This is a genomic window from Bacillus sp. J14TS2, assembly GCF_018333015.1.
Taxonomy (GTDB): Bacteria; Bacillota; Bacilli; order Bacillales; family Bacillaceae_C; genus Lederbergia.
Genome location: NZ_BORE01000005.1, coordinates 96,347 through 120,127, shown reverse-complemented (window position 1 = coordinate 120,127; position 23,781 = coordinate 96,347). Strand labels below are relative to the sequence as shown.

Sequence of the window (23,781 nt, the reverse complement as noted above, 5' to 3'; positions counted from 1 at the left end):
GTCTTGAAGTGAGGGTCTTACGGACGGTTGAATTGGGATAAAAATACTCAATATATCAAACGATTGACATAAAAAGGGAGAGTGTAAAGAATGAAAAATATTAAGCTGCTCATAAATCTACTTTTGTTGGTCTCTATTCTTTTATTAGTAGGGGCGTGTGGTAACTCTGAGAAGGATAATGGGGCATCAGAAGGATCGAAAGTAGTAAAAATTTGGGCTTTAGATGGAGCTGAATCAGAAGCTTACAAACAGTTATTTCCGAAATTAGATGAAAAATATGAAGAGTTTACTGTAGATTATTCAATTTTTCCAAAAGATGAATTTTACAATAAATTACAAATGGCACCTCAAGTCGGAGATACACCAGATATTGTAATTATGGATGCAACGCAAGTTCCTTATTATGTAAAAGCAGACATGCTATTAGAAATTGATGATGTCTATACGGACGAACTAAAAGAAGATATGCTAGCTTCCGTTTTAGCTGAAAGTGAATTTGAGGATCATATGTATGGAGTCGCTCAATTTGACTCAGGAATGTCTCTATGGGGGAACAAATCAATGCTAGAAGATGCAGGTGTGAGAATTCCTACTAGTTATAAAGAAGCGTGGTCAAAAGATGAATTTGAAGATGCGTTAGAAAAATTAAAGAATCCTTCAGAAGGAGTCGAGTACCCTCTTTATATGAGACAAAACTCACCACGTACCTTGTTATATACGTACTTTCCTATTGTAAAGAGTTTTGGTGGTGAATTATTAAATACTGAAACTGGTTTGACTGATTCTGCTATGAATAGTAAGGAAACAATCGAAGCTTATGATTATATAACTTGGCTAATTGATAATAAATATGTGGATCCATACGTGGACTATGAAGATAGTTTTTATGGTAGAAAGGAAAATGCACTCTCTTTGGTTGGCCATTGGGCATATAGCGACACCGTAAATGCATTAGGTGATGATGCGATATTAATCCCACTTCCGGATTTTGGAAATGGAGTTTATACAGGAATGGGATCAGTCGTATGGAGTGTAACGAAACAAGCTGAAGAAAATGGTGTTGTACAAGAAGCCAAAGATCTACTCTTAGATGTTATCTCAGAAGAAAATATTAAGGAAATGGTAGATGTTAATGGAGGAATCCCTTCAAGAATTTCCGTTTTAGAACAGGATGAAAAGTTCAAAGAAGGCGGACAACTATATCTTTATAGAGAACAACTTGAAGCAGGTATTGGTGTAGTAAGACCACAAACAGCAGGATATGACACTTTATATAACGAGCTCAGTAGTGCAACTGCAAATATATTTAATAATTCACCTGCAGATGATGAATTAACAAAGGCCTCTGAAAAAATAGATGAAGTGCTCCAAGAAAACGGTTGGGCAGAATAATAAAAACGTATAGAGTGGTCTAAAGCATTTTTAGACCCTCTATATTCATTTGCTGAAAAGTGTATGGAATGCATTTTCTTCGTAAATGAATGGCATTTGCCTCCCTCACTTGCAATTCTTGTTCCACTCGAATTCTTGAGTGGGGGTCATACTGTCAATTGATCCACGATAAAAATTTAAATGAACGATTTTATAAAAAGCCTATTAGTTTGACAGATTGGAGTGAGGAAAGAATGAAAAGAGCAAAGTACCAAGAGACGTTCTCAGCATGGATTCTTGGTTTTCCTGCCCTGGTATTAATTGGTGTATTTATGGTTGTACCTTTTTTTATGTCAGTATGGTATTCCTTTACAAATAAAATGTTAGTCGAAAATGCAAGTAACCCATTAAGGTTTACAGGATTAGATAACTTTATAAAGATGTTCGAATCGCAGGAGGTTAAGGATGCATTTATTCAAACATTCAAATATGCTATTGTCGTTATTCCTTTTACCGTAATCTTAGCAACTTTGCTTGCTTTATTAATTAATAAAAAAATAAAAGGAATCACCTTTTTTAGAGCAGTTTATTTTAGCCCACAAGCAGTAACGGTGACTGTAATAGCAGTTATTTGGGGATTTATCTTTTCTGCAAATCCTGAGGGGCTATTAAACTCCTTTTTAGGCATATTTAATATTGAACCGAATACGTGGCTGAAGAATGGGGATATTGCCATATATTGTTTGGCAGTCATTGGAATTTGGCAAGTGCTTGGTCTGCAAATGTTGTTGATTCTCGGTGGACTTCAATATATTCCGGAAGAGATATATGAAGCAGCTGTTGTAGATGGGTGTGGTCCTATTAGGAAATTTTTTATGATCACGGTACCTTTATTAAAAAATACCTTTACGTATGTACTAATTACAAATACGATCACTGCATTAAAATTATTCTCCTTAGTATTTATGCTTACTGACGGGGGACCAAATAATAAAACAACATCGATCATCTATATGGTTTATAAAACTGGATTTACGAACAATCAAATTGGATTTGCTTCGGCAATATCGGTAATTTTCTTTATTCTTGTCTTAATCATATCGTTAATCCAAAACAAACTCATGTCAGAGTCTAAATAATTCCAGGAGTTAGAGGAGTGATTAATATGTCGAATGGAATGAATGTCTTTCGTAAGAGTGGACTTTATATCATATATCTGTTAGTGGCATTTATATTTATTGGTCCTATTATTTATCTGTTTGTTGCCTCTTTAAAAAGCGATACACAAATTATTTCAGATATGTCCTCACTAAAAGGATTCATCCCATATGGGAATTTATCTTTTGAAAATTATAAAAGTGTTTTAACTACAATGGATTTTACTAGATATTTCAGTAATTCCGTTATTGTAACACTATGCACTGTCCTGTTTGGAACAATTATCAATGCCATGATTGGTTTTTCTCTTGGCATGTTAAATTTTAAGGGAAAAAAGCTCTTGATTTCAATCGTGATTGCACTAACTATCATCCCAACTGAAGCCGTTATTATTAACCGATTAATGATAACAGCAGAATTAAATTTATTAAATACTATGGCTGCATTAATTCTGCCATCAATGGCCTATCCTTCTTATATATTCTTATACTATACCCACTTTAGGGGAATGCCAAAAGAATTATTAGAGGCAGCAATAATGGATGGTAGTGGTTATATCAGGTCATTCTTTAAAATCTTTTTACCACTATCAAAACCAATTGTAGCGACGGTAGCGATCATGGCTTTTATTAGAACATGGGGAGATTTGTTATGGCCAACGCTTGTTTTACGAGATGATAGTCTAAGAACACTTCCATTAGTTTTAAGATCCTTATTCAATTCAGAGTATATGCAATGGGGAGAAATCTTTGCTTTTGGAGCGATGACGACCTTACCGACTTTAGTGATATTTATGATTTTCCAAAAACAATTTATCCAATCTGTTGCAAGCTCAGGTATAAAATAATCGAGTTAGTCTCCGTAGACACTTCTTTGTTAAGTGGTACAATCAATTATTAAGGAGGATGTGTCAGAGGGGGATGTACCCATTCTTAAATAGCTGATGCTATCTTCCGCAATGGATGTATTAATGTTAGAAGTTTTAAATTAAATGTAACAGGGAGGTTAGGATGGCAACATTAAAAGATGTCGCAAAGTTGGCCGAAGTTTCGGTTACTACTGTTTCAAGAGTCATCAATAATCGAGGGTATATTAGTACTGACACATATAATAAAGTACATGATGCGATGAAAGTACTTAATTATCAACCAGATGAGATTGCCCGTTCCTTATTAAAAAAACAAACAAATTTAATTGGTTTAATAGTACCATCGATCACACATCCCTTTTTCTCTGTAGTCATTGAGGAAATTGAAAAGAATGCTGCTAAAAAAGGCTATAAATTATTGTTAATTAATAGTAATAACCGTACAGAAGCAACAGTTGATGCTATGAATATGTTAAAGGCAAACAAGACAGCCGGAATTGTCTTATGTAATAGAACATTAGATTTTGATAAATATGTTGATTCATCCTTTCCGATCATTTCATTAGAAAGAGAAAATGTAAAAGATAGTATTGTGATCGCTTGTGACAATTTTAGAGGAGGAGAATTAGCTGCCAATTTATTAATAAGTAAAGGCTGCAAGCATCTTGTTCATATTAGTGGTAGTTATGGGATAAAGTTGCCCGCAAATCAGCGCGAAGAAGGCTTCTCAAGTGTTTGTGAGGAAAATAATGTGAATTACCACATTATCCGAACGACCGAGGAGCAATTTTTAGAAAAGAATTATATCCAGCAAATCAATGAGGTTTTTAAAAAGCATCCTAAGGTAGATGGGATTTTTGCGAGTAGTGATATTATTGGCATGCAGGTAATACAATACTGCCATTCTAATAAGATTGATGTTCCTGGTAAATTGAAAGTTGTGGGTTTTGATAATATAAACGAATCTGAGTATATTTATCCTCGTCTAACGACCATTGAACAGCCTATTGCAACGATGTGCGAGCATGCAATCAATTTAATTAGTAAAAGTAACGAGGGAGAAATAGTAGCTAAAAACACGTTATTTCCTGTAAACCTCATTGAAAGGCAAAGTACCTAAAGGATTCATTATGTAAGATCCAGACACCATGCAAACGGGCAATTTGGACCCTGATTATAGTAGTGTGAGGACCAAAAGGTTTTAACTTCTTTTAACTGAGATATTTGCCTAGATCGAGTCCATAGGCCCCCCTTAAATGGATTGAAATAGGTAATCACTCTCCGTCACTAAGAAAGAAGTTTTTTCTTTTTTAACTGGTCTAATTTAAGGGGAGGTTCAAAAAGTCCGGTAAAAATGACACTTCGAGATAAAGTACCGACACGTCCTGTGGTAGCTCGTTGGCTTGTTTCTGTGTTCTTGGGAAAAGAAAGCTACTACTCCTTTGTACGATGCGAATTTAGGAATGCTTTTCCTAGTGCTCATGTATCAGGATAAGTGTCTTCTACTAAAACCGCCCGCGTCCTGTGGACAACATAGAAGTCAGCACATCCTGTACCAGTTTGCTGCTTGAAACTGCGCCACCCCGAACTTTCGACGTACAGGATGTACTAGTGTTGGCATTGCTGACAGGACGTCAGCGTTTTTTAGCCTACTGGTACTTTTTATTTGAACACGAACTTTTAGCAGGTGATCTCTGGAAATCAGGAGGGAAAAGATGTTATTTAAACTGAATGACAAAATAAAACTTAAAACAAAAAGTAATAATCTCCTAGCAGTAGGAGAGCTTCTAATTGATATGATATCTTCAGACTATACTGAGGACATGGAAAGTAATAGTTACAAACGGTTTTTTGGTGGATCGCCTTCCAATATTGTCATGAATGCCAAAAAATTAGGCATTCAATCTCTCGTTGCTGCTGTTGTCGGGAAGGATAGATTTGGCGAGTTTCTGATTCAGCAGTTGCGCAATCAAGATATCGAGACAAGTTATGTACAGCAAGTAGATTACCCAACAAGTATGGTAGTAATAAATAAAAGTAAATCTACACCAGTTCCTATTTTTTATAGAGGGGCTGACTACCATATTACATACACGTCAAAATTAGAACAGGCTTTGAGTAATTCGAGTATTGTACACTTTTCTTGCTGGCCCATTTCGATGGAACAAGGCCAAAAAACGATAACAAAAATGCTTAAAATCGCAAGGGAAAACGATATACTTATTTGCTTTGATCCTAATTATCATCCAATGTATTGGCAAAAGGGTGAAGATGGAGTGGAGATCGTAAAATCATTTATTCGTCAGGTAGATATTATTAAACCATCTGAAGATGATGCGGAACGATTATTTGGAAAGGATACACCTGAAAATCAGATAGATAAGTTCTTGCGATTAGGTGTCAAGCTTGTGATCATGACTCTTGGTAAAGACGGTGCTATTGTGTCTAATGGCAAAGAAACGCTAAGATGTCATACGTTTGCCGAAGAGGTTGTCGATACGACTGGAGCGGGAGATGCTTTCTGGTCTGGTTTTTATGCAGCGATTGTGAAAGGATATACAATTGCGGATGCAATCCGATTAGGGATGGGAGTTAGTGCCTTTAAGTTGAGATATACAGGTGCGGTTGTGGATCTGCCAAAGATTGAAGAGATTAAAGAAATATATAAAGTATAGGAGGACTAAATATGGCTGTTAAAAATCAGGTTCAGCTTATTACGTATCCAGATTCATTAGGAGGAGATCTAAAGTCTCTCAAACATGTGCTTTTAGAACATTTCTCTGATATTTTTAAAGGTGGGGTACATATACTTCCTCCTTATCCTTCTTCAGGGGATAGAGGATTTGCGCCATTGACGTACCTAGAAATTGATCCTGCTTTCGGAACATGGGAAGATGTAAAATCTATCGGTGAGCACTTTGATATTTTAGTAGATATAATGGTGAATCACATTTCAAAGCAATCCAAGTATTTCCAAGACTTTCTTAAAAAAGGAAGAGACTCAGAATATGCCAACCTTTTTATTACATTAGATAAAATATGGGAGGATGGGGTCCCTGTACAAGAGGATATTGATAAGATGTTCTTACGTAGATCTGAACCTTATTCAACGTTTGTGATCGAGGAAACAGGAGAGGAAGAGAAGGTATGGACGACCTTTGGTAAGACAGTTCCATCTGAACAAATTGATTTAGATGTAGGGTCAGAGCAGGTAAAACAATTGCTTACGTCCTTTTTTATGAATTTTAAGGAACAGAACATTAAAATTGTACGGCTTGATGCTGTAGGCTATATCATTAAGAAGTTGGGAACCAGCTGCTTTTTTGTTGAACCGGATATTTATGACTTCCTTGATTGGATCATAGAACTTGCTCATTCTTTAGACATTGAATTACTGCCTGAGGTTCATTCCCATTACAGCATTCAATACAAACTAGCCGAGCATGGCTGTTGGATTTACGACTTTATTTTGCCTTATCGTGTGCTTGACACGTTAATGAATAAAAATAGCGTGGAACTTCTCCGTTATTTGAAAAATCGACCTCATAAACAGTTTACGATGCTAGATTGTCATGATGGAGTTCCGGTTAAGCCTGATCTTGATGGACTCATTAATACAGCAGAAGCGAAAAAAGTAGTCGATGTTTGCTTGGAAAGAGGCTCTAATCTTAGTTTAGTCTTATCAGATGAACATAAGGACCCGGATGGCTTTGATGTTCACCAAATTCGGGGAACGTATTACTCTATTCTGAATTGTGATGATGATGCATATTTAGCTGCAAGAGCTATTCAATTTTTCGCACCTGGCATTCCGCAAGTATATTATGTTGGCCTTCTTGCAGGGGAAAATGACGAGGAGAACATGAAAAAGACAGGAGATGGTCGAGAAATCAACCGTCACAACTACAGCCTCGAAGAAATCGAACAATCCCTAGGCAAACACATCGTACAAAGACTGTTAAAACTAATAAAATTCAGAAACGAATACGACGCCTTCAATGGCGAATTTAACGTACTAGACTCCCCAGCAGATCAAATCAGACTCTCCTGGCACAAAGAAAATAAACACTGCACACTATCCATTGACCTGAAAACAAATCGATCCATCATTCAATACAAAGATGAAAACAATCAGGACAATGAATATATCGTCTAAGGGGTCAGTCCCCCGCCAAGGCAATGCGTTAAAGGATTGCTTTATTTCATAAGTTTCGCCAAATTAAAGGGCATTGAGAATAAGATCATTCTCAATGCCTTTTGGCTGCAGTCATTGCTACAACTTATTTGTTTTGCGGTAGAGGGAAGGAGGCATATTCCATTTTTGTTTAAATTTACGAGTTAAATAAAAGCCGCTTGAATACCCACATTGATCGGCAATATGGTCAATCGTATCATTGGTTTCTAATAATAATTGCTTCGCCTTTTGTAGCCTTAACATTGTAATGTACTCAGAAGGGGTCATCCCAAACACATGATGAAACCTTCTAGTAAACTGTACAGGGCTTAATCCGAATTTAGCCGCCACCTTGTTAATCTGTAATGTACCCTTAAGTGCATGTTCATGCATATATTTTTTTGCCTCTTGCATCAACGGATCCTGATACTTTGCATTCCGATTGATGCTCGAAATAATCGAAGACTTGATTTGATGAGTAAAAAGAATATCCAACAACAAATGTCCTATCCATTGATGATTTTCATAGAAAGTCAAAGTACCTAAATAGGCAATGGTAGAACGAAAGCGATCAATATCTTCAATAGTGATTTTCCCAGGAACTAACATGGCTGCGAATTCGTGGTTACTGCTAAAGCGAATAAAATGAAAGGTTAATGGACTTATAACCTTGCGTTTAAAGCTAGTATGTGGAGGACAGAAAACGATATCCCCAAATTGTGCCTGCCCCTTCTCTTCCCCAATCTCGTAATAAAATAGACCATCCTCAATGACAAAAACAACCCATTCCTGATAGAGATCTTCGGCTAATTCAAACCGTTGTTTTTCCTTCCAATGAATATGCTGCCAAATGGAGAACATACACTCACCTCCACCTATTTTTTGAAAATATGTATATATATATGATATATACGTGCATGTAAAAAGTAAAATTATAAAAGTATAATGAAATAAAAGATATATAAGGAAGTGATTAGAATGAGAGAAGAGCTTGTAGAGTCTGACATTACGGTAGTGGGAGGCGGTTTGGCTGGAGTTTGTGCATCCATTGCCGCAGCACGACTGGGCCAAACGGTGTCACTTGTGCAAAATCGACCTGTTCTGGGTGGAAACTCCAGTAGTGAGGTGCGTGTTTGGGTTGTAGGGGCAACCAAGCATGGGATTAATCGCTATGCAAGAGAAACAGGAATTATGGGAGAACTATTCGTGGAAAACCAATATCGGAATCCAGATGGAAATCCTTATTTATGGGATGCGTTAATCCTTGAAAAAGTAAAAGCAGAAAAAAATATCAAATTATTTTTAAATACAGATGTTCATGAATTGGACGCAACCGGAGATGAGGATAAGCGTGTCATTGAATCAGTAACAGGTTGGATGGCAGGTTCTGAGCGACGTATCACATTTAGAAGCCCTGTGTATGTGGACTGTACAGGAGATGGATTAATTGGTTTTTTGGCTGGTGCCAAATATCGCATAGGAAGAGAAGCGGCATATGAATTTAATGAATCATTAGCCCCGAAAGAAGCAGATGATATATTGCTAGGCAGTACGATTTTATTTTATACAAGGGATGAAGGACATCCAATTCGTTATATCCCTCCTGCTTTTGCTAAAGACATCACAAAAACGCCAATTCCTACAAATCGAATCATCAGAAGCGGAGATAATGGGTGCCATTATTGGTGGATCGAATTTGGTGGTGAAATGGATACCGTTCATGATAATGAAGAAATTCGTGATGAGCTTTGGTCTGTCATTTATGGCATATGGGATTATATAAAAAATTCAGGTGAATTTGAAGCCGATAACTTAACACTAGAGTGGGTCGGAGCCATTCCAGGGAAACGAGAATATCGGCGCTTTGTCGGTGATTATATGTTAAACCAAAATGATATAACAAATCAGTATTTATTTAAGGATCGCATTGCCTTTGGAGGCTGGTCCATTGATCTACATCCACCTAAGGGAATGTATGCTGAGCAGAGTGGGGCGAGTAATTTACAAGCTGATGGCAATTATCACATCCCATTCCGGTCCCTTTATTCGAAAAATGTAACGAATTTGCTTTTTGCTGGACGTAATATCAGTGCAACACATATTGCCTTTGGAACAACGAGAGTGATGGCTACTTGCGCCGTTATTGGCGAAGCGGCAGGCACGGGTGCCGCCTTTTGTATTCAGAAAGGAAAAACGCCAAGAGAAGTCTCTCAAAACTATATGGAAGAAATGCAGCAAGTCTTGCTTCGACAGGATGCTGCTGTACTTGGGGTAAAGAACCAAGATGATCAGGATCTCGTACGAGCGGCCATGATTGACGCATCAAGCTTTCTTGAAAAAATTACAATTGACCAGGCAGATGAGGAATTTCCTTTATTGCATGATTGTGGCATCAGCTTGCCTGCAGATGCTGGGATACGGGACCTAGAGATATTGCTCACCGCTTTAGAAGATACGGAATTAACAGTAGAGGTTTGGGATACGGGTAAACCACAAAATTATATACCAACTAAACTTCTGGAACGTCGTACGATTCCAGTAATGAAAGGGGGCCAACAATGGATCAATACTGGCTTATCAAACCATTTTCTTGATACAGCCTTCGTGATCATCAGACAAAACAAGCTGATCAACCTATTCTTATCTCATCAGCCAGTAACAGGTTTGCTATCTTATGTAAAAAAGCCGGTCAAAAGCTCAAATCTGTCTTCACATAAAAAGGTTACTCCAATACTAGAATGGACAATGAAGCCGGTTATTAGAAAACCAGTTTGCCTGCGAATTGGAACAAGCCAAACAGCATACCAACCAGAAAAAGCGAAAAATGGCTTGGTCCGGCCATATGGTGGACCGAATATGTGGGTCTCTGCTCCTTCAGAAAAAGAAGGTCAAGAAGAATGGCTTCGCTTAACATGGAATCAAGAGAAAGAAATAAAAGAAATTCACCTCACCTTTAACGATGATGTGAACGAAGATCTCATTAATTTACATCATCATCGCACACCATTTGAAGTTATTCCAGAGCTAGTAAAAGATTATCGACTGGAAGCGAAAGTAGCTGGTCAGTGGCAGCTCGTTCATCAAGAAACAAACAACCGTAAAAGGAAGCGGATTCATATTTTACCATCTGCCATAAAAACCGATCAATTACGTCTTGTAGCTGAATCAACAAATGGCTGTCAAAGGGTGGAAGTAATCGAAATAAGAGCATATGAGAAGCCTGTTTCACAAATAAGTGTTTAGGAGGGGGGAAACAATATGGATAAACGTGAAGTTGAACAATTAGATAAGAAAATGACAACATTGAGCAATTCCGACAATAAAAACATATATCCATTCGATGATGCCGGAAAACTATCCTATCGTTACTCTGAAGATCAGCCGCAACGAACGATTGCGTCAATCAGCGTCAAAGATTTTGGTGCGATAGGAGATGGAAAAGCGGATGATTCTCCTGCATTCCAAGCAGCAATAGATGTAATAAAAGAAAAGGGTGGAGGAACTCTGATTATTCCACAGGGTGAGTATTGGATTAGCCAAGCTGTATTTCTTTGCGACAATATCACCATTATTGGAACAGGGTGGCCTACACTGCGTAAGAAGGATGGGGATCATGGTTATACAGTGTTTGCTATATATGGAGTGACTATTGGCAATGATAAACAGGCTGATCCAGAAGTGAAAGCTCCGATTTCTGAAATACCGCCACAAGGATGCCAAGATATTATAATAGATGGCAATATTTTCGAAGGCTTCAATGGGAACACAAAAAATGAATCACTTATTTCGATTCTTGGCGTACAAGATACTCCTGATGTAACCAAAAATGTTCGCATTACTGGGAATATATTTCACGATACCGGTGGATCTGATGCTATCCAGATAAAATATGCATCCGATATAAGCGTGACTGGTAATAGCGTGATGGAGAGGAATTTTAGATTTGTTGGTGTATCGGGGACGCAACGATTGAATATCGAAGGGAACTGTGCCGACAAATCTGAGCAGCAGCCTGTGTGGATAACAGATACCTCACATATCACCTATTCCAAAAACAAATTACGCAGCTTTACTAAGCCACCGCGTTTTTTGAACTGTAGGAATGTAAATATAACGGGGAATCACTTCCTCGATTCTGAGGTAGCATCTGGCATCGCGTTTGTAATTGAATCCTGTTCCGAATTTAATGCTTACGGCAATTTTGCCAACACCACTCAGCCTATGTCTGATGCCGCGATCGTTTTCAAAAATATACCTAAACGAGGGCTGGTGCATCACAACATTTTCACAGGCTACTTACATGCGGCCATCGGTGAAAGTACTAATGTATTGGTATCAGATAACGTAGTGTAGTTATTTGGGAGATGGGTGTTAAGAGCAAGGGAAATAATAAGGGGAAGTTCCATCTTTGCTTGAGTAAACACCTTTCTTATCCGAGGGATCGTCCGTAAAACCTCCACTGACAGTAGTCCCGCTTGATAGGGCAGATTCTCATTTCACTGAAACTTAATAAACATATTAGATATAGAAAACATCCTTTCTTGGTTTGGTGCATCACCTATACTTACCAAAGAAAAGGATGTTTTTGCGTGGGGAGTTCCTAATGGAACAAATCTTAGGGCACAATGGAATGAATCTTTGAGTTATTTTCTATATTATGAGAACGGATACAAAGGTAGCGAAGAATCCGCTAAACTAAAGATTGGAGGGATGGAGATGAGAATTCGAAGCAGATGGGCCTCAACTACATTAAAAAACAAGTTGATTTTAACCTTTTCAGTATTGATTGTTTTGCCATTTTCAACCGTAAGTCTGTATCATTTTCACCAGTTTGAGTATATTATGCAGGAAAAGATTAGTGAGCAAGTGAATGATCAGCTAGGAAGTATAAACCGAACCCTGGAGGATCTAATGGGAGTAGCTTTTAAAACGGGTATTTTGATTGAACAAGATTCGTTAGTTGTTTCCTATTTTAAAAGACCTGAAGACTACCACTTGCTTGAAAGATACAACGGAATGGATGCAAAATTTATGAGTATTAATAATAGCTTTTTTTTATCTAGTCCATCTGTTTATTATACTTTACTTGATTTTAATGGAAATGTTTATACCTCCTTCCGGTCACGTGAAACCCTTTTTTATAAAGATTTGATTGAACAGCAATGGTATAAAACATTAGTTAAAGAACCAACCGATTATTACTGGATACTGAACGATGAGAACTATGTAAACTCTGATTTATCGCGGAGTGCCGCCTTGCTTTCCCTTTATATGGTTTTAAAGGAAGATCAACATAATTCTTTTGGGGTGGCGAGGATAAGTCTAGACTTTTCCGAATGGTTTGAATCTGTGGCAAGAAATTTACCTGCTCACCAAGATTATTTTATTATGGAAGAGAACGGCGAGATGATTGTTCAGTCCAATCTAGAGAGGAATTTGTCATTAGGCACAAAAGATTCGATTATCTCGGATCATAAGAAAGAAGGCTATTTTATAAATGAGGAAAAAACAAATCTGATTAATTATGAATATATTGATACTTTAGGTTGGTATATGGTTAATAGGGTATCTTTAGACGTTATGTATGAACAAGTAAATGAGATGAAAACCCATTATATGTATACGTTTATTATACTTATTCTATTATTTATGATAGCCACCTTGATTATTTCAACAACGTATACACGACCTTTAAAGGATTTACAGAAAAAAATGGGGAAAGTGGCCGAAGATAAATTAAAAACACATTTACCTGAAAAAAACTATCAAGGTGAAATGCTGGCACTAGCTCAAAATTTTAATGGAATGATCGAAGATTTAAACCAACTTGTAAAGCAGTTGAAAATGGAAGAGAGACAAAAGGAGGCGGTTAAATACCAAATGCTTCAGGCTCAATTAAATCCACATTTTCTTCACAATACATTAAATACTGTAAAATGGCTTGCGATTCGCGAAGGAAATGAACAAATTACGGATATATGTATTTCCTTAGGTAAATTATTAGAAGCTAGTTTGAATCATGAGCAGGAGTTAATTTCTTTGGATGAGGAATTAGCGTTAATCCAGTCCTATGAATTTATTCAAAAGTTTCGTTATCAGTCTACTTTTGAAATATTTTATGAGTATGATCCGTCTTATAATCGAGTTTTAGTCCCAAAGTTTAGTTTACAGCCACTTGTTGAAAACGCCATTTATCATGGTATTACTACAAAAGAAAGAGTATTGAAGATTAGCATCCGTATATATAAGCAGAATGAGTACTTGTTTATGGAAGTGATGGATAATGGGGTTGGTCTTCATGTTGCGAAAATCAACTCAAAGAGAAAACGTCCTGGTATTGGCTTGAAAAATATTCGAGAGCGGCTAGCCTTACTCTTTAATGATCGGGCAGACTTAAAAATACTTACCTTATCTGGAGGAACAAAGGTTAAACTTTATTTTCCTTTTATGCTCATGAATAAAGACAAAGGGGGAAGTGCTGATGTGGACCGTATTACTCGTTGAGGATGAAGTTTTTGTAAGAGAATCTATCCGTGAATTGATTGAATGGGAACGTTTTGGTTTTACTGTGGTTGGAGAGGCGGGAGATGGCCAAGAGGCTTTAAAAATCATAAGAGAATTGGAACCTGATCTTGTTATATCAGATATCCGTATGCCGATTTTAGACGGGATTGAATTATTAAAAACAGCGAAAGAGAGCGGGTTTGACGGAGTTTTTCTAATGCTTTCATGTTTAAATGAATTTGAATATGTTAGACAAGCTATGGAATACGGTGCCTCCAATTACATTCTTAAGTTATCAATGAGTGTCCAATCTTTACGAGAAGCACTTGAAAAATTAAAGATCGAGTTATTAACACGAAAGGGAAAAGGCATAAAAGAGATTGAGCAATATTATCAGAATTTATGGAATGTTATCCATGAGAGTACAATTGTACAAGGGGAATATTCACTGCCCTCTTCGTTAGTAAAAGATTATCAATTGATCATCTTTTCTGTCCTGAATGGGTCAACACCTTTTAGGAAAGTAGATTTTTACCAATCGAATCATGCTCCGAACAAGAAGGAAGCCATTGTTCATTTGTTTCAGACACAAGGGCAAACAAGTGTCTTTTATTGGTCAAAGCGGGAAAAGGTTAGTGACCAATCTTTTATATCCGATATTTCTTATCCATTTGTTTCCGAAAGAGTTGGTAAGGATGAGAAAATAAAAGATACTTGGAAAAGGGCACTTAGAAAATTGGATGCAATTTGGTATGAAGTTGAAGACCTACCAGTTTACGAAGGAGATACAAATCAGAGGCTTTTGAAAATAAAAAGAGACTTCGTTAATTTATTTGAACAAATGAACAAGGCAAATTGCTCCGAGATTATTAAAAAAATGTGGCAGTTGATTGAAAGGGAAAGGTACCCAATGGGCATTGTAAAAGACTATATACTTGAACTTAACCGGGATCTTTCTCAAATAGCAAAGAGAGATATAGAAAAGGAAGCTTCAATCATTTATTGCCCCTTTTACCATGAGTTAAAAGAAATGATGACTAGCAGATTTATCTTATTGTTTAAATTAAGATTTGATACGGTTGGGCTTTCTTCTGATCATCATGAGATTAATAAAGTAATGGATTATGTTCAGCAACATTATGCGGAGCCACTTGAGGTGAAAAAATTAGCTAAGCATGTTGCGCTGGATAGTAACTATCTAAGCAGTTTATTTAAAAAGAAAACAGGTAACTCTATCATTCATTATATTCATGATGTTCGAATCAAACATGCAAAATACGCATTAACCCACAGCCGTTTACCTGTAAGTAAAATAGCGGAACAAGTAGGTTTTTTAAATGATAATTACTTTATTAAAATTTTTAAGAGGTATACAGGTCAAACGCCTAAGCATTTTCGGGATAGAAATTAAAACGCTTACAATCGTTCTATTGATATCGAAGTTTTGTTCCTTACGATAACGTTGGTTGGCTGATAAGTTATAAGGGAGAACAATTTCAAGGGGGTAAGGAGATGAAAGTACAATATCCGATATTATTATTTACTATGCTTTTTTTCATAATTGGAACAGCAGGTTGTGGCTCAGATCAAAATGCTGGGAAGGTGAATTCAAAAGGCAAGGAGAATGTAGATGAGGTGATCACCTTGCAATTTTGGGGAGGAGTTCCACCAGAAGCAGGGCCGCAGGCTGTTGTGGATGAATGGAATGAACAAAACCCTAATGTCCAGGTGGAATATACCCGTTTTGTAAATGATGATGATGGTAATTTACGCTTAAATACCGCATTACAAACAGGGCAAAATGTAGATCTTTTAATGACATATACCACCAATCATCTAGAAGATCGTATTCAATCTAACTTTCTTGTTGATTTGAATGAGTTTGATGGATATGACGTAGAGGAAAAAATGGGGGATGCGGCCCAATTTTGGAAGTTTAATGATACGTATTACGCCATTCCAACAAAGCAAAATGCGAACTTTATCTATTTAAATAAAGATGCACTTGATCAAGCAGGACTTTCAATACCTGAAGAATGGACTTGGCACGAGTTTAAAGAATATGCTAAAAAGTTAAAAACAGAGGAGCAATGGGGAGTTATTACCTGGGATGCCGATCTCAGTACGATAGTAGATAGCGCTCTCTTAACAGAAGGATGGGTAAAAGAAGACGGAACTTCGAATTTTAATCATCCTCTAGTCAGAGAAGGATTTGAGTTGTTTTATGAGATGATGCATGAGGATACATCCATACCTGCTTTAGGAGAGCAAATTGCCACGGGAATTGCACCTGATCATATGTTTCTAAACGGAGAGGTTGCAATGTTTAGCGCATTTGAAGGTATATTGCGAATGTCCAATGATTTAGAGGAATATCCACGTGATTTTACAATTGCTTTTGCTCCTTTTCCACACTTTGAGGGTGGAGAAAAAATTGGTCATGGACTGGGGGATGCTATATCCATCTCATCAACTTCAGATTATCCAGAAGAAGCTTGGGAATTTATAAAATGGTACGCCGATGAAGGAATGATCCACCAAGCGAGTGGAGGAAGAATTCCATCGTCGAAAGATGCAAATATAGAAAAAGCCATTGAACTCATGGTGGAAGGGGTAGAGGATACCTATGATATTAAGTCGTTAGAGCGGATGTTCTTACCTGGTGGTAAAGTGAAAGAAACAGTTCCGTTGCAGGTGACGGATACCTTGAAACAGGAATCACAAAAGTTTTATTTGGGAGAGCAATCTGTTGACGAGACAATAGAAGAAGTGGAGAAAAAGCATAACGAACAGCTAGAGAAATAACGAATACAAGAGGGGCTTGCCCCTCTTGTATCAATGAAAAGAGGGAGAATCATTGAATTGGTTACATAAACAAAAATTAATTGGTTATCTTTTTATCTTGCCAAGTGTATTAGGGGTAATTATCTTTTTCTTTATCCCCCTCGTGTTTACCACTGTTCTAGCTTTTACGGATTGGAAAGGTCCGGCAGGGGTCAATGTATCATTCATCGGATTTCAAAATTTTAAACAACTAATGAATGACTCCTTGTTTCACAAAACATTAATCAATACAATTATTTATTTATTACATGTGCCGATTGCTGTTATATTAGCCTTTGTTATTGCGGTGATCTTAAATAAACTGGTCTATCTGAAAAATGCTTTGCGAGCCATGTTCTTTTTACCGTATATCACTAGTAGTATTGCGATTGCCTTTGTTTGGATGTTGCTTTTTCACCCGAGTAATGGGCCAATCAATCAATTTCTGAAGCTGTTTGGTGTAACAAACCCACCAGGGTGGCTATCTGCAACAGAAACAGCGATGTATTCTATTAATATTATGTCTATCTGGTTCGTACTAGGATTTAATATCGTGATTTTCCTGGCGGCGTTGCAGAATGTTTCTGTTGAACTAGAAGATGCAGCAAAAATTGATGGGGCAAAATTCTGGCATATTACACGATATATTACTTTTCCATTAGTAAGTCCTATCACGTTCTTTTTATTAATCATGGGGTTCATTTCCACCTTTAAAAATTTTGGTCTTATTCATGCATTAACAGGTGGAGGGCCTGGAGATAGCACAACTGTACTCGCTTTATACGTCTATCAAACTTCCTTTCGCTATTATGAGCTTGGATACGCTTCTGCTATTGCTCTCGTACTTTTTTCCATTATTTTATTTGTTACATTAATTCAATGGTATGGGCAGAAAAAGTGGGTGCATTATTAAAAGGGAGGAATGATTAGTATGGAATCGGCAAAAATGAATTTGCAGCCATCCACTGTTCTGGGTCTGAGAAACAAAAAGAAAATAGATATGGTAAAGATCTTTATGACAATGGTTATGTTCATTCTGGCAATTCTTATGATAGCTCCATTTCTATGGATGCTTAGCACATCCTTTAAGGGACCTGCGGAAGTTTTCCGATTTCCCATACAATGGATACCATCAGAACCAAAGCTTGAACATCACCTAAAGGTGTGGGGAGGAGAAAATAGTTTTATCACGTACTATCTGAATTCTTTAAAAGTTGCTGTAATTGGAACTACCGGAGCGATAATTATTGGTTCTATGGCTGCATATGGTTTTGCGCAAATTGCCTTTAAAGGTCGTGAATTGATTTTTATTTTTTATCTTTCCATGATGATGGTTCCCCCTCAGGTTTTATTTGTACCGAAATTCATTATGTTTGATTGGGCTGGAATTTTTAATACACATTGGTCCCTCATCTTGCCTTCGTTTGTAACTATTTTTGGTGTGTTTTTTTTAAGGCAATTCTTTATGAGTATCCCAAAGGAAATAGCCGAATCAGCTTTTATTGATGGAGCTGGGCACTTTCGCATATTTTTCCGCATATTCATGCCGTTAGCGAAACCCGCAATTGCTACCTTCGCAATTATAGACTTTTCATGGAATTGGAATAACTACGAAGATGCATTAGTCTTTTTGCTTGATGAAAAATTGTATACAGTACCACTTGGCCTACAAAACTTTGTTCATGAATTTTCAATTGATTACAATGGCATGATGGCAGCGGCAGCGGCAGCAATTGTTCCGATGTTAATTATATTTTTCATAGGTCAAAAGTATATCATTGAAGGGGTTGCTAGTTCGGCTGTAAAGGGTTAAAAAAGAAATGGGGAGAGAGAGCGTTGTATCTATATTATTGTTTAAAACATATTGTTGAGGAGATTGTTCTAACTGGAATTAAGGGGAAAGAAATCGAAATTCGGAAACCTAATAATAAAATTGTAAATTGTTTACCAAGCTGATAATGAAGTTCCAGTTGTGAACTATTTTTCTGAAGTAATTATTACAAATAGAAAGTAAATCTTAAGGAAGTAGTTGTACAAATATCTGAATAGGCTGATTAATGAAAGACATCTAATTAAAAAAACGAGAATGTTGATATAACAGCATTCTCGTTTTTCTTTTTTATAGATCCAGTCTACGTTAACAGACAAAAAGTCTTATCCGACAAGAGATGATCAGAAAGACTCTGTTAATAATTTGTTAGATTTTTCACCGGGCTCATGTACTTATGAGTCTTGGGGAAAGTCTTGAACACCACCCCATCCAAAACTTACTAATAGTAAAACAATTTGTTTCATTGTACAACGGTTGTTATATTATATACATATAACAATTCCAATGATAAAGGTGATTAAAAGATGAGTACTCCAAAGTATAAACAAATTTATAATGATTTACTAGAAAAAATTAAGGATGGCGAATTTAGTTATGGAGCCCGCATTCCTTCTGAAAAAGAGTTAGCGGAGTCTTTTCATGTAAGTAGAATTACGTCTAAGAAGGCGTTAGATCTGTTAGCTGAACAAAATATAATTGAACGTGTCCGCGGAAAGGGCTCTTTTGTTGTTTCTCCAATTCCTTCAATAGCCGATGAGGAACCTGAGCCTTCAGATGATCAAGGGGAAGAAAAGGAAATAAAAATGATTGGGCTTATTACTCCTGATTTTTCCGCCGATTTTGGATTGACATTCGTAAAAAGTGTAGAGAAAGTTTGCTCTGATTTAAATATACATCTAATGATTAAACGGACATACGGGTTGATTGAAAAGGAGGCAGAAAGCATTACTTCTATGATGGAAGCAGGTGTTGATGGATTGATTATCATCCCGGTACATGGTCAACATTATAATCACTCACTTTTACAGATAGTCGTTGATGATTTCCCGTTTGTCTTAGTAGATCGATTTTTGATAGGAATCCCAGCTAGTTCAGTAGGAACAGATAATCATCTCGCTAGTAAAAGGTTGACAGAATACTTAATTGGATTAGGACATAAGGAGATTGGTTTTATATCCGCATCTTTAGATGGCACATCTACCATTGAGGAAAGATTGAAAGGCTTTAAAACAGCCTTTTACCATCAAGAGCTTAAATTAAATCTTGATCATATCATGACTCAAATTCGGAGTAGTTTGCCGGCATTGAAGCAACATCCCGAATGGAACTTAATTGTGCAAGAGGATATGGATCAATTGAAGACTTTTATATTGAAATACCCTGAGATTACTGCATTCGTAACATCTGAATATGAACAAGCTTTGATGTTGAAGTTTGTATTAAAGAAATTGGGAAAAAATGTCCCAGAAGACTATTCCGTTGTATGTTTTGATCATCCTAAGGGATTAATCGGAGAGAAGCAGTTTACCCATATTAAACAAAAGGAAGAGCTGATGGCAGAGAAATCAATAGACTTATTGTTATCTAAATTAAATGGGGACAGTAAACTTGATCATCTTTTCTTGGAATTTGAATTGGTAGAAGGATATTCTTCTAGTAAAAAAAACAACAGTTTTGAAGAATAAAAAGATATATTGTAATGTTATGTTGACACCATTATATAAAGTTGATAATATGATGACATATCATATATGGGTGTGTCGTTACTTGTTATAAGGTTGTAGTTGGAGGGGGGAGCATACATAAATACAGAAGAATTTGAAAGCGATTTATATAAAAGTAATAGTTGAAGAACAGATATATTAGGAAATATTTCCTGATTTTTGTAAGAGATTACCATAAATTGATATGCGACACTACTAATCTTGCAAGTAGGAAGCCAAAACACTCACCAGAATATGAATGATTAATAATAAAACGAACAAAGGGGCAAGTGAGATGAAAAAAAGTTTACTTATTAGTGTTGCCTTACTATTAATTATTCCAATATTATTAGCAGGATGCAGTTTTGGAAAGAAGGAAATTATTCTATGGAATCCCTTTACTGGTGCAGACGGAGAATACTTTAGCAAAATGGTCGAAGAATATAATGCTATCGATGGACATGACTATAAGATCAAAAATATTGTTGTTCCAGATATGTATACAAAGATCTACACGGTGACCAATTCTGGTAAGGATAAAGATGTCCCAGACTTAGCTGTTATTCATGCTGAGAGAATTCCATTGTTTGTTGTACAAAATTTACTAGATCCGATGGATAATATCTTAAAAGATCAATCAAATATTAATGAAAGTGCTTACCTACCTCAGACATGGGAAGCAGGTAATATTGACGGGAAAAGATACTCAGTTCCATTAGATATCCATTCTTCTGTTCTTTACTACAATAAGGATCTATTAGATAAATATGCACCCGAGGCTCTTGATGATGAAGTGATCACCATTGATGAGATTAATGCAATCGCTGACAAGGCGAAGGAAGATGGAAAAATTACGTATCCTATGAATGTAGAGACATGGCTATCGCTGAGCTTAACTGTGCAAAATGGTGGAAATATTCATGACGGGGATACTCCGACTATTAATACACCAGAAATGAAAAAGTCTTTAGAGACATTAAGAGGGTTCGTTGAATCAGGTGCTTCTCAAGAGGATGGCGATGATGTTAGTCAGCTATTCCAATCAGGTGAATCCGTATTCTTACAAGATGGGACCTGGTATGCGGGTGGATTAAAAGATATAGAAGACTTGAATTGGGGAGTAACAAATACACCAGCTTATTCTCCAGATAAAATTGTGAATTGGAGCTCTTCTCATCAGTTTGCCACACTGAAAAAAGATCGTAAAGAAGAAGTTGAACAAGGAATAGGAGACTTTTTAGAATTCGTACGAGAAAAATCAATGTTGTGGGCTGAATCAGGGCAAAATGCAGCAAGTACAGAGGTATACGAAAGTGACGAATATGAAAAAATGCCGCAATCTTTTCTTATGAAGGATGATAAGCAAAAAGAATCTATGGTTATTTTTGATTTTGCTAACTATGGTAATACAAGTGAAGCGATTGGTTCAGTTGCAAGAGATATCATTTATGGTCGAATGGATATTGATGAAGGTTTGGAGCAAGCACAAAAAACGGTTGATGACAAATTGAAGGAAGGAAAATAAGGCTATGGAAGTAAGTGAACATAGACATATGACAAATCAAAAACTGGAACGATCTCCAGATAAAAAGAAAAGAAGTTTTGGTCATTTACTTTACATTGGGCCACATCTAATTCTATTCATTATCTTTGGAATTCTTCCATTGGTTTATGGAACTTACGTTTCCTTTACAAGATGGGATTTAGTGGGACAGCCTGAATGGGTAGGATTTGCTAATTATAAGGAAATATTATTCAATCTAGATTCCACGTTTCATAAGCAATTTTTCAATGGGGTAAAAAATACACTTATTTTCGTGGGAATAAGTGTCCCCTTATTAATGATTATTCCGTTATTGATAGCGTTGGCACTTAATACAAAGGTAAAAGCTACAAGTCTCTTTCAATCTATCTTTTATATTCCGGGATTATTTTCTATTTCGGCAGTGGCGTTAATTTGGTCACTTGTGTTCAATAAACGACTTGGTCCCATTAACAATGTTTTTGGTTCAGATGCGAATTGGTTTACCTCTCAACCACATGCCTGGATTTTAATCTTAGTTGTTTCTATATGGTGGGGAATTGGGGGGAATCTCATTATCTATCGGGCGGCTCTCAGTAGTATTTCTAAGGATGTTTTTGAAGCAGCAGATATTGATGGAGCGGGTCCTGTGAAAAAATTCTTTTACATTACTATTCCATCAATGAAATTTCCCATACTCTATACTCTGGTGATGTCAACACTTGCAAGCTTTAATATCTATGGACAACCAGTCATGCTGACAGATGGAGGACCTACTGGATCCACAACGGTTGCTATGATGTATATTCGAGATCTTGCTTTTGGAAGTGGACAATCGGTGGCTGGAGTAGCTTCCGCAATGGCTATGCTCCTTGGAATGATTATGATCATCGTCTCTATTTTTCAATTTGTTGTATTGAGTAAAGACGATACAAAGTAGCGGTATAGGAATGGAATAATTGTACGAGGAGGGAATAGCGTGAAAAAAATCAGTATATCTAGGTCCATCTCATATGTTTTTCTTTTATCATTAACTTTAATATGGGTTGTTCCACTGCTATTCGGTGTTTTTACATCTTTTAAATCTGAAACAGAGATAAAAGGGGTTGGATTCCAATTATTACCAGTGAATTGGACTTTAAATCAATATATATCTGTACTTGAAAACACAACAAATGCACCAATACTGAGATGGTTTCTAAATTCAGTGTTAATATCTGTTACGCACACCGTGTTAGTCGTTGTGATTGTATCCTTAGCTGCATATGGGTATACCCGTCTAAAGTTTAAGGGAAGAAATTTACTCTTTTGGACATTACTATGTGCCTCCATGTTTCCTAGTGTCGTGAATATTATCCCTATGTATAAAATTGTTGATACCTTTGGATGGGTTAATACGATGTGGTCTTGTGTAATTCCTGGCCTTGGAGGAGTGGCAAATATTTTCCTTGTGCGACAATTTATGCTGGGAATTCCAATGGAATATGATGAATCAGCAAGGATGGATGGTGCCAGTGATTTTTATATTTATTACAGGATAATTGTTCCTTTGATCAAGCCAATTTTAATTGTCGTTGCTTTATTCACCTTTACAGGGTCGTGGAATGACTTTCTATGGCCAACAATCGTTTTTAATGATGTTGATGCAATGCCAATTACAGCTGGGTTAGAGTTATTGAAAGGAATTTACGGTGACTATCTATTTGTAGGACAACTAATGGCATCCGCTTCTTTAGCCTTAATACCAACATTTGTAATGTTCTTATTTGCACAAAAATACTTTATTGAATCATTATCTCTATCTTCTGGGCTTAAAGGGTGATGATA

At 36.6% G+C, this 23,781-nt stretch carries 18 protein-coding genes; 17 read left to right on the top strand and 1 reads right to left on the bottom strand.

Annotated features, from left to right (window positions below):
• The first annotated feature begins 90 nt into the window (after window positions 1-90).
• From KI375_RS09510 to gtfA, 6 genes are all read left to right on the top strand, one after another.
• A complete protein-coding gene (locus KI375_RS09510) occupies window positions 91-1,392 on the top strand; it encodes a sugar ABC transporter substrate-binding protein (RefSeq protein ID WP_212973268.1) in 1,302 nt (433 codons plus the stop codon).
• 158 nt (window positions 1,393-1,550) lie between these two features.
• Complete coding sequence (locus tag KI375_RS09505; RefSeq protein ID WP_244852477.1) at window positions 1,551-2,510, top strand: carbohydrate ABC transporter permease; 960 nt, start codon at window positions 1,551-1,553, stop codon at window positions 2,508-2,510.
• Window positions 2,511-2,536: 26 nt separating this feature from the next.
• On the top strand, window positions 2,537-3,376 hold the full coding sequence (locus KI375_RS09500) for a carbohydrate ABC transporter permease (RefSeq protein WP_212973267.1): 840 nt from the start codon (window positions 2,537-2,539) through the stop codon (window positions 3,374-3,376).
• Between the two features lie 163 nt (window positions 3,377-3,539).
• The gene (locus tag KI375_RS09495) at window positions 3,540-4,517 is read left to right on the top strand and encodes a LacI family DNA-binding transcriptional regulator (protein WP_212973266.1); all 978 of its coding nucleotides are present in this window, start codon (window positions 3,540-3,542) and stop codon (window positions 4,515-4,517) included.
• A gap of 595 nt (window positions 4,518-5,112) precedes the next feature.
• Window positions 5,113-6,072 carry a carbohydrate kinase family protein gene (locus tag KI375_RS09490; protein ID WP_212973265.1) on the top strand — a complete coding sequence of 320 codons (960 nt, stop codon included), beginning with the start codon at window positions 5,113-5,115 and terminating at the stop codon, window positions 6,070-6,072.
• A gap of 11 nt (window positions 6,073-6,083) precedes the next feature.
• Complete coding sequence (gene gtfA, locus KI375_RS09485) at window positions 6,084-7,553, top strand: sucrose phosphorylase (RefSeq protein WP_212973264.1); 1,470 nt, start codon at window positions 6,084-6,086, stop codon at window positions 7,551-7,553.
• Window positions 7,554-7,670: 117 nt separating this feature from the next.
• Here gtfA and KI375_RS09480 read toward each other — a convergent pair whose 3' ends face one another.
• Window positions 7,671-8,432 (bottom strand): AraC family transcriptional regulator, encoded by a 762-nt coding sequence (locus tag KI375_RS09480; protein WP_212973263.1) that lies wholly within the window; start codon window positions 8,430-8,432, stop codon window positions 7,671-7,673.
• A 117-nt stretch (window positions 8,433-8,549) separates the two neighbouring features.
• Here KI375_RS09480 and KI375_RS09475 point away from each other — a divergent pair, with 117 nt between their 5' ends.
• The 11 genes from KI375_RS09475 to KI375_RS09425 all read left to right on the top strand — a co-directional run bounded on the left by KI375_RS09475 (window position 8,550) and on the right by KI375_RS09425 (window position 23,776).
• On the top strand, window positions 8,550-10,814 hold the full coding sequence (locus tag KI375_RS09475; protein WP_212973262.1) for an FAD-dependent oxidoreductase: 2,265 nt from the start codon (window positions 8,550-8,552) through the stop codon (window positions 10,812-10,814).
• A gap of 15 nt (window positions 10,815-10,829) precedes the next feature.
• Window positions 10,830-11,924 (top strand): glycosyl hydrolase family 28-related protein, encoded by a 1,095-nt coding sequence (locus tag KI375_RS09470; RefSeq protein WP_212973261.1) that lies wholly within the window; start codon window positions 10,830-10,832, stop codon window positions 11,922-11,924.
• Between the two features lie 363 nt (window positions 11,925-12,287).
• Window positions 12,288-14,075 (top strand): cache domain-containing sensor histidine kinase, encoded by a 1,788-nt coding sequence (locus KI375_RS09465; RefSeq protein WP_212973260.1) that lies wholly within the window; start codon window positions 12,288-12,290, stop codon window positions 14,073-14,075.
• On the top strand, window positions 14,053-15,486 hold the full coding sequence (locus tag KI375_RS09460) for a response regulator transcription factor (RefSeq protein ID WP_212973259.1): 1,434 nt from the start codon (window positions 14,053-14,055) through the stop codon (window positions 15,484-15,486). The genes KI375_RS09465 and KI375_RS09460 overlap by 23 nt, the downstream gene beginning before the upstream one ends.
• A 101-nt stretch (window positions 15,487-15,587) precedes the next feature.
• Entirely contained in the window at window positions 15,588-16,880 is a 1,293-nt protein-coding gene (locus tag KI375_RS09455; protein WP_212973258.1) for an ABC transporter substrate-binding protein, read from the top strand.
• Window positions 16,881-16,932: 52 nt separating this feature from the next.
• Window positions 16,933-17,811, top strand: a complete 879-nt coding sequence (locus tag KI375_RS09450; protein WP_212973257.1) for a carbohydrate ABC transporter permease — start codon at window positions 16,933-16,935, stop codon at window positions 17,809-17,811.
• A gap of 18 nt (window positions 17,812-17,829) precedes the next feature.
• Complete coding sequence (locus KI375_RS09445) at window positions 17,830-18,711, top strand: carbohydrate ABC transporter permease (RefSeq protein WP_306419803.1); 882 nt, start codon at window positions 17,830-17,832, stop codon at window positions 18,709-18,711.
• Window positions 18,712-19,253: 542 nt separating this feature from the next.
• Window positions 19,254-20,414 (top strand): GntR family transcriptional regulator, encoded by a 1,161-nt coding sequence (locus tag KI375_RS09440; protein ID WP_212973256.1) that lies wholly within the window; start codon window positions 19,254-19,256, stop codon window positions 20,412-20,414.
• A gap of 313 nt (window positions 20,415-20,727) precedes the next feature.
• Entirely contained in the window at window positions 20,728-21,957 is a 1,230-nt protein-coding gene (locus KI375_RS09435; RefSeq protein WP_212973255.1) for an extracellular solute-binding protein, read from the top strand.
• Between the two features lie 4 nt (window positions 21,958-21,961).
• Window positions 21,962-22,894, top strand: a complete 933-nt coding sequence (locus tag KI375_RS09430; protein WP_244852475.1) for a carbohydrate ABC transporter permease — start codon at window positions 21,962-21,964, stop codon at window positions 22,892-22,894.
• Window positions 22,895-22,933: 39 nt separating this feature from the next.
• A complete protein-coding gene (locus tag KI375_RS09425; RefSeq protein WP_244852473.1) occupies window positions 22,934-23,776 on the top strand; it encodes a carbohydrate ABC transporter permease in 843 nt (280 codons plus the stop codon).
• Window positions 23,777-23,781 lie beyond the last annotated feature (5 nt).

Coding starts and splice junctions, on each gene's coding strand:
- KI375_RS09480 (WP_212973263.1), bottom strand. CDS start 8,432: ATGTTCTCCATTTGGCAGCATATTCATTGGAAGGAAAAACAACGGTTT.
- KI375_RS09440 (WP_212973256.1), top strand. CDS start 19,254: ATGAGTACTCCAAAGTATAAACAAATTTATAATGATTTACTAGAAAAA.
- KI375_RS09510 (WP_212973268.1), top strand. CDS start 91: ATGAAAAATATTAAGCTGCTCATAAATCTACTTTTGTTGGTCTCTATT.
- KI375_RS09470 (WP_212973261.1), top strand. CDS start 10,830: ATGGATAAACGTGAAGTTGAACAATTAGATAAGAAAATGACAACATTG.
- KI375_RS09430 (WP_244852475.1), top strand. CDS start 21,962: ATGGAAGTAAGTGAACATAGACATATGACAAATCAAAAACTGGAACGA.
- KI375_RS09500 (WP_212973267.1), top strand. CDS start 2,537: ATGTCGAATGGAATGAATGTCTTTCGTAAGAGTGGACTTTATATCATA.
- KI375_RS09475 (WP_212973262.1), top strand. CDS start 8,550: ATGAGAGAAGAGCTTGTAGAGTCTGACATTACGGTAGTGGGAGGCGGT.
- KI375_RS09495 (WP_212973266.1), top strand. CDS start 3,540: ATGGCAACATTAAAAGATGTCGCAAAGTTGGCCGAAGTTTCGGTTACT.
- KI375_RS09490 (WP_212973265.1), top strand. CDS start 5,113: ATGTTATTTAAACTGAATGACAAAATAAAACTTAAAACAAAAAGTAAT.
- KI375_RS09460 (WP_212973259.1), top strand. CDS start 14,053: ATGTGGACCGTATTACTCGTTGAGGATGAAGTTTTTGTAAGAGAATCT.
- KI375_RS09455 (WP_212973258.1), top strand. CDS start 15,588: ATGAAAGTACAATATCCGATATTATTATTTACTATGCTTTTTTTCATA.
- KI375_RS09435 (WP_212973255.1), top strand. CDS start 20,728: ATGAAAAAAAGTTTACTTATTAGTGTTGCCTTACTATTAATTATTCCA.
- KI375_RS09465 (WP_212973260.1), top strand. CDS start 12,288: ATGAGAATTCGAAGCAGATGGGCCTCAACTACATTAAAAAACAAGTTG.
- gtfA (WP_212973264.1), top strand. CDS start 6,084: ATGGCTGTTAAAAATCAGGTTCAGCTTATTACGTATCCAGATTCATTA.
- KI375_RS09445 (WP_306419803.1), top strand. CDS start 17,830: ATGGAATCGGCAAAAATGAATTTGCAGCCATCCACTGTTCTGGGTCTG.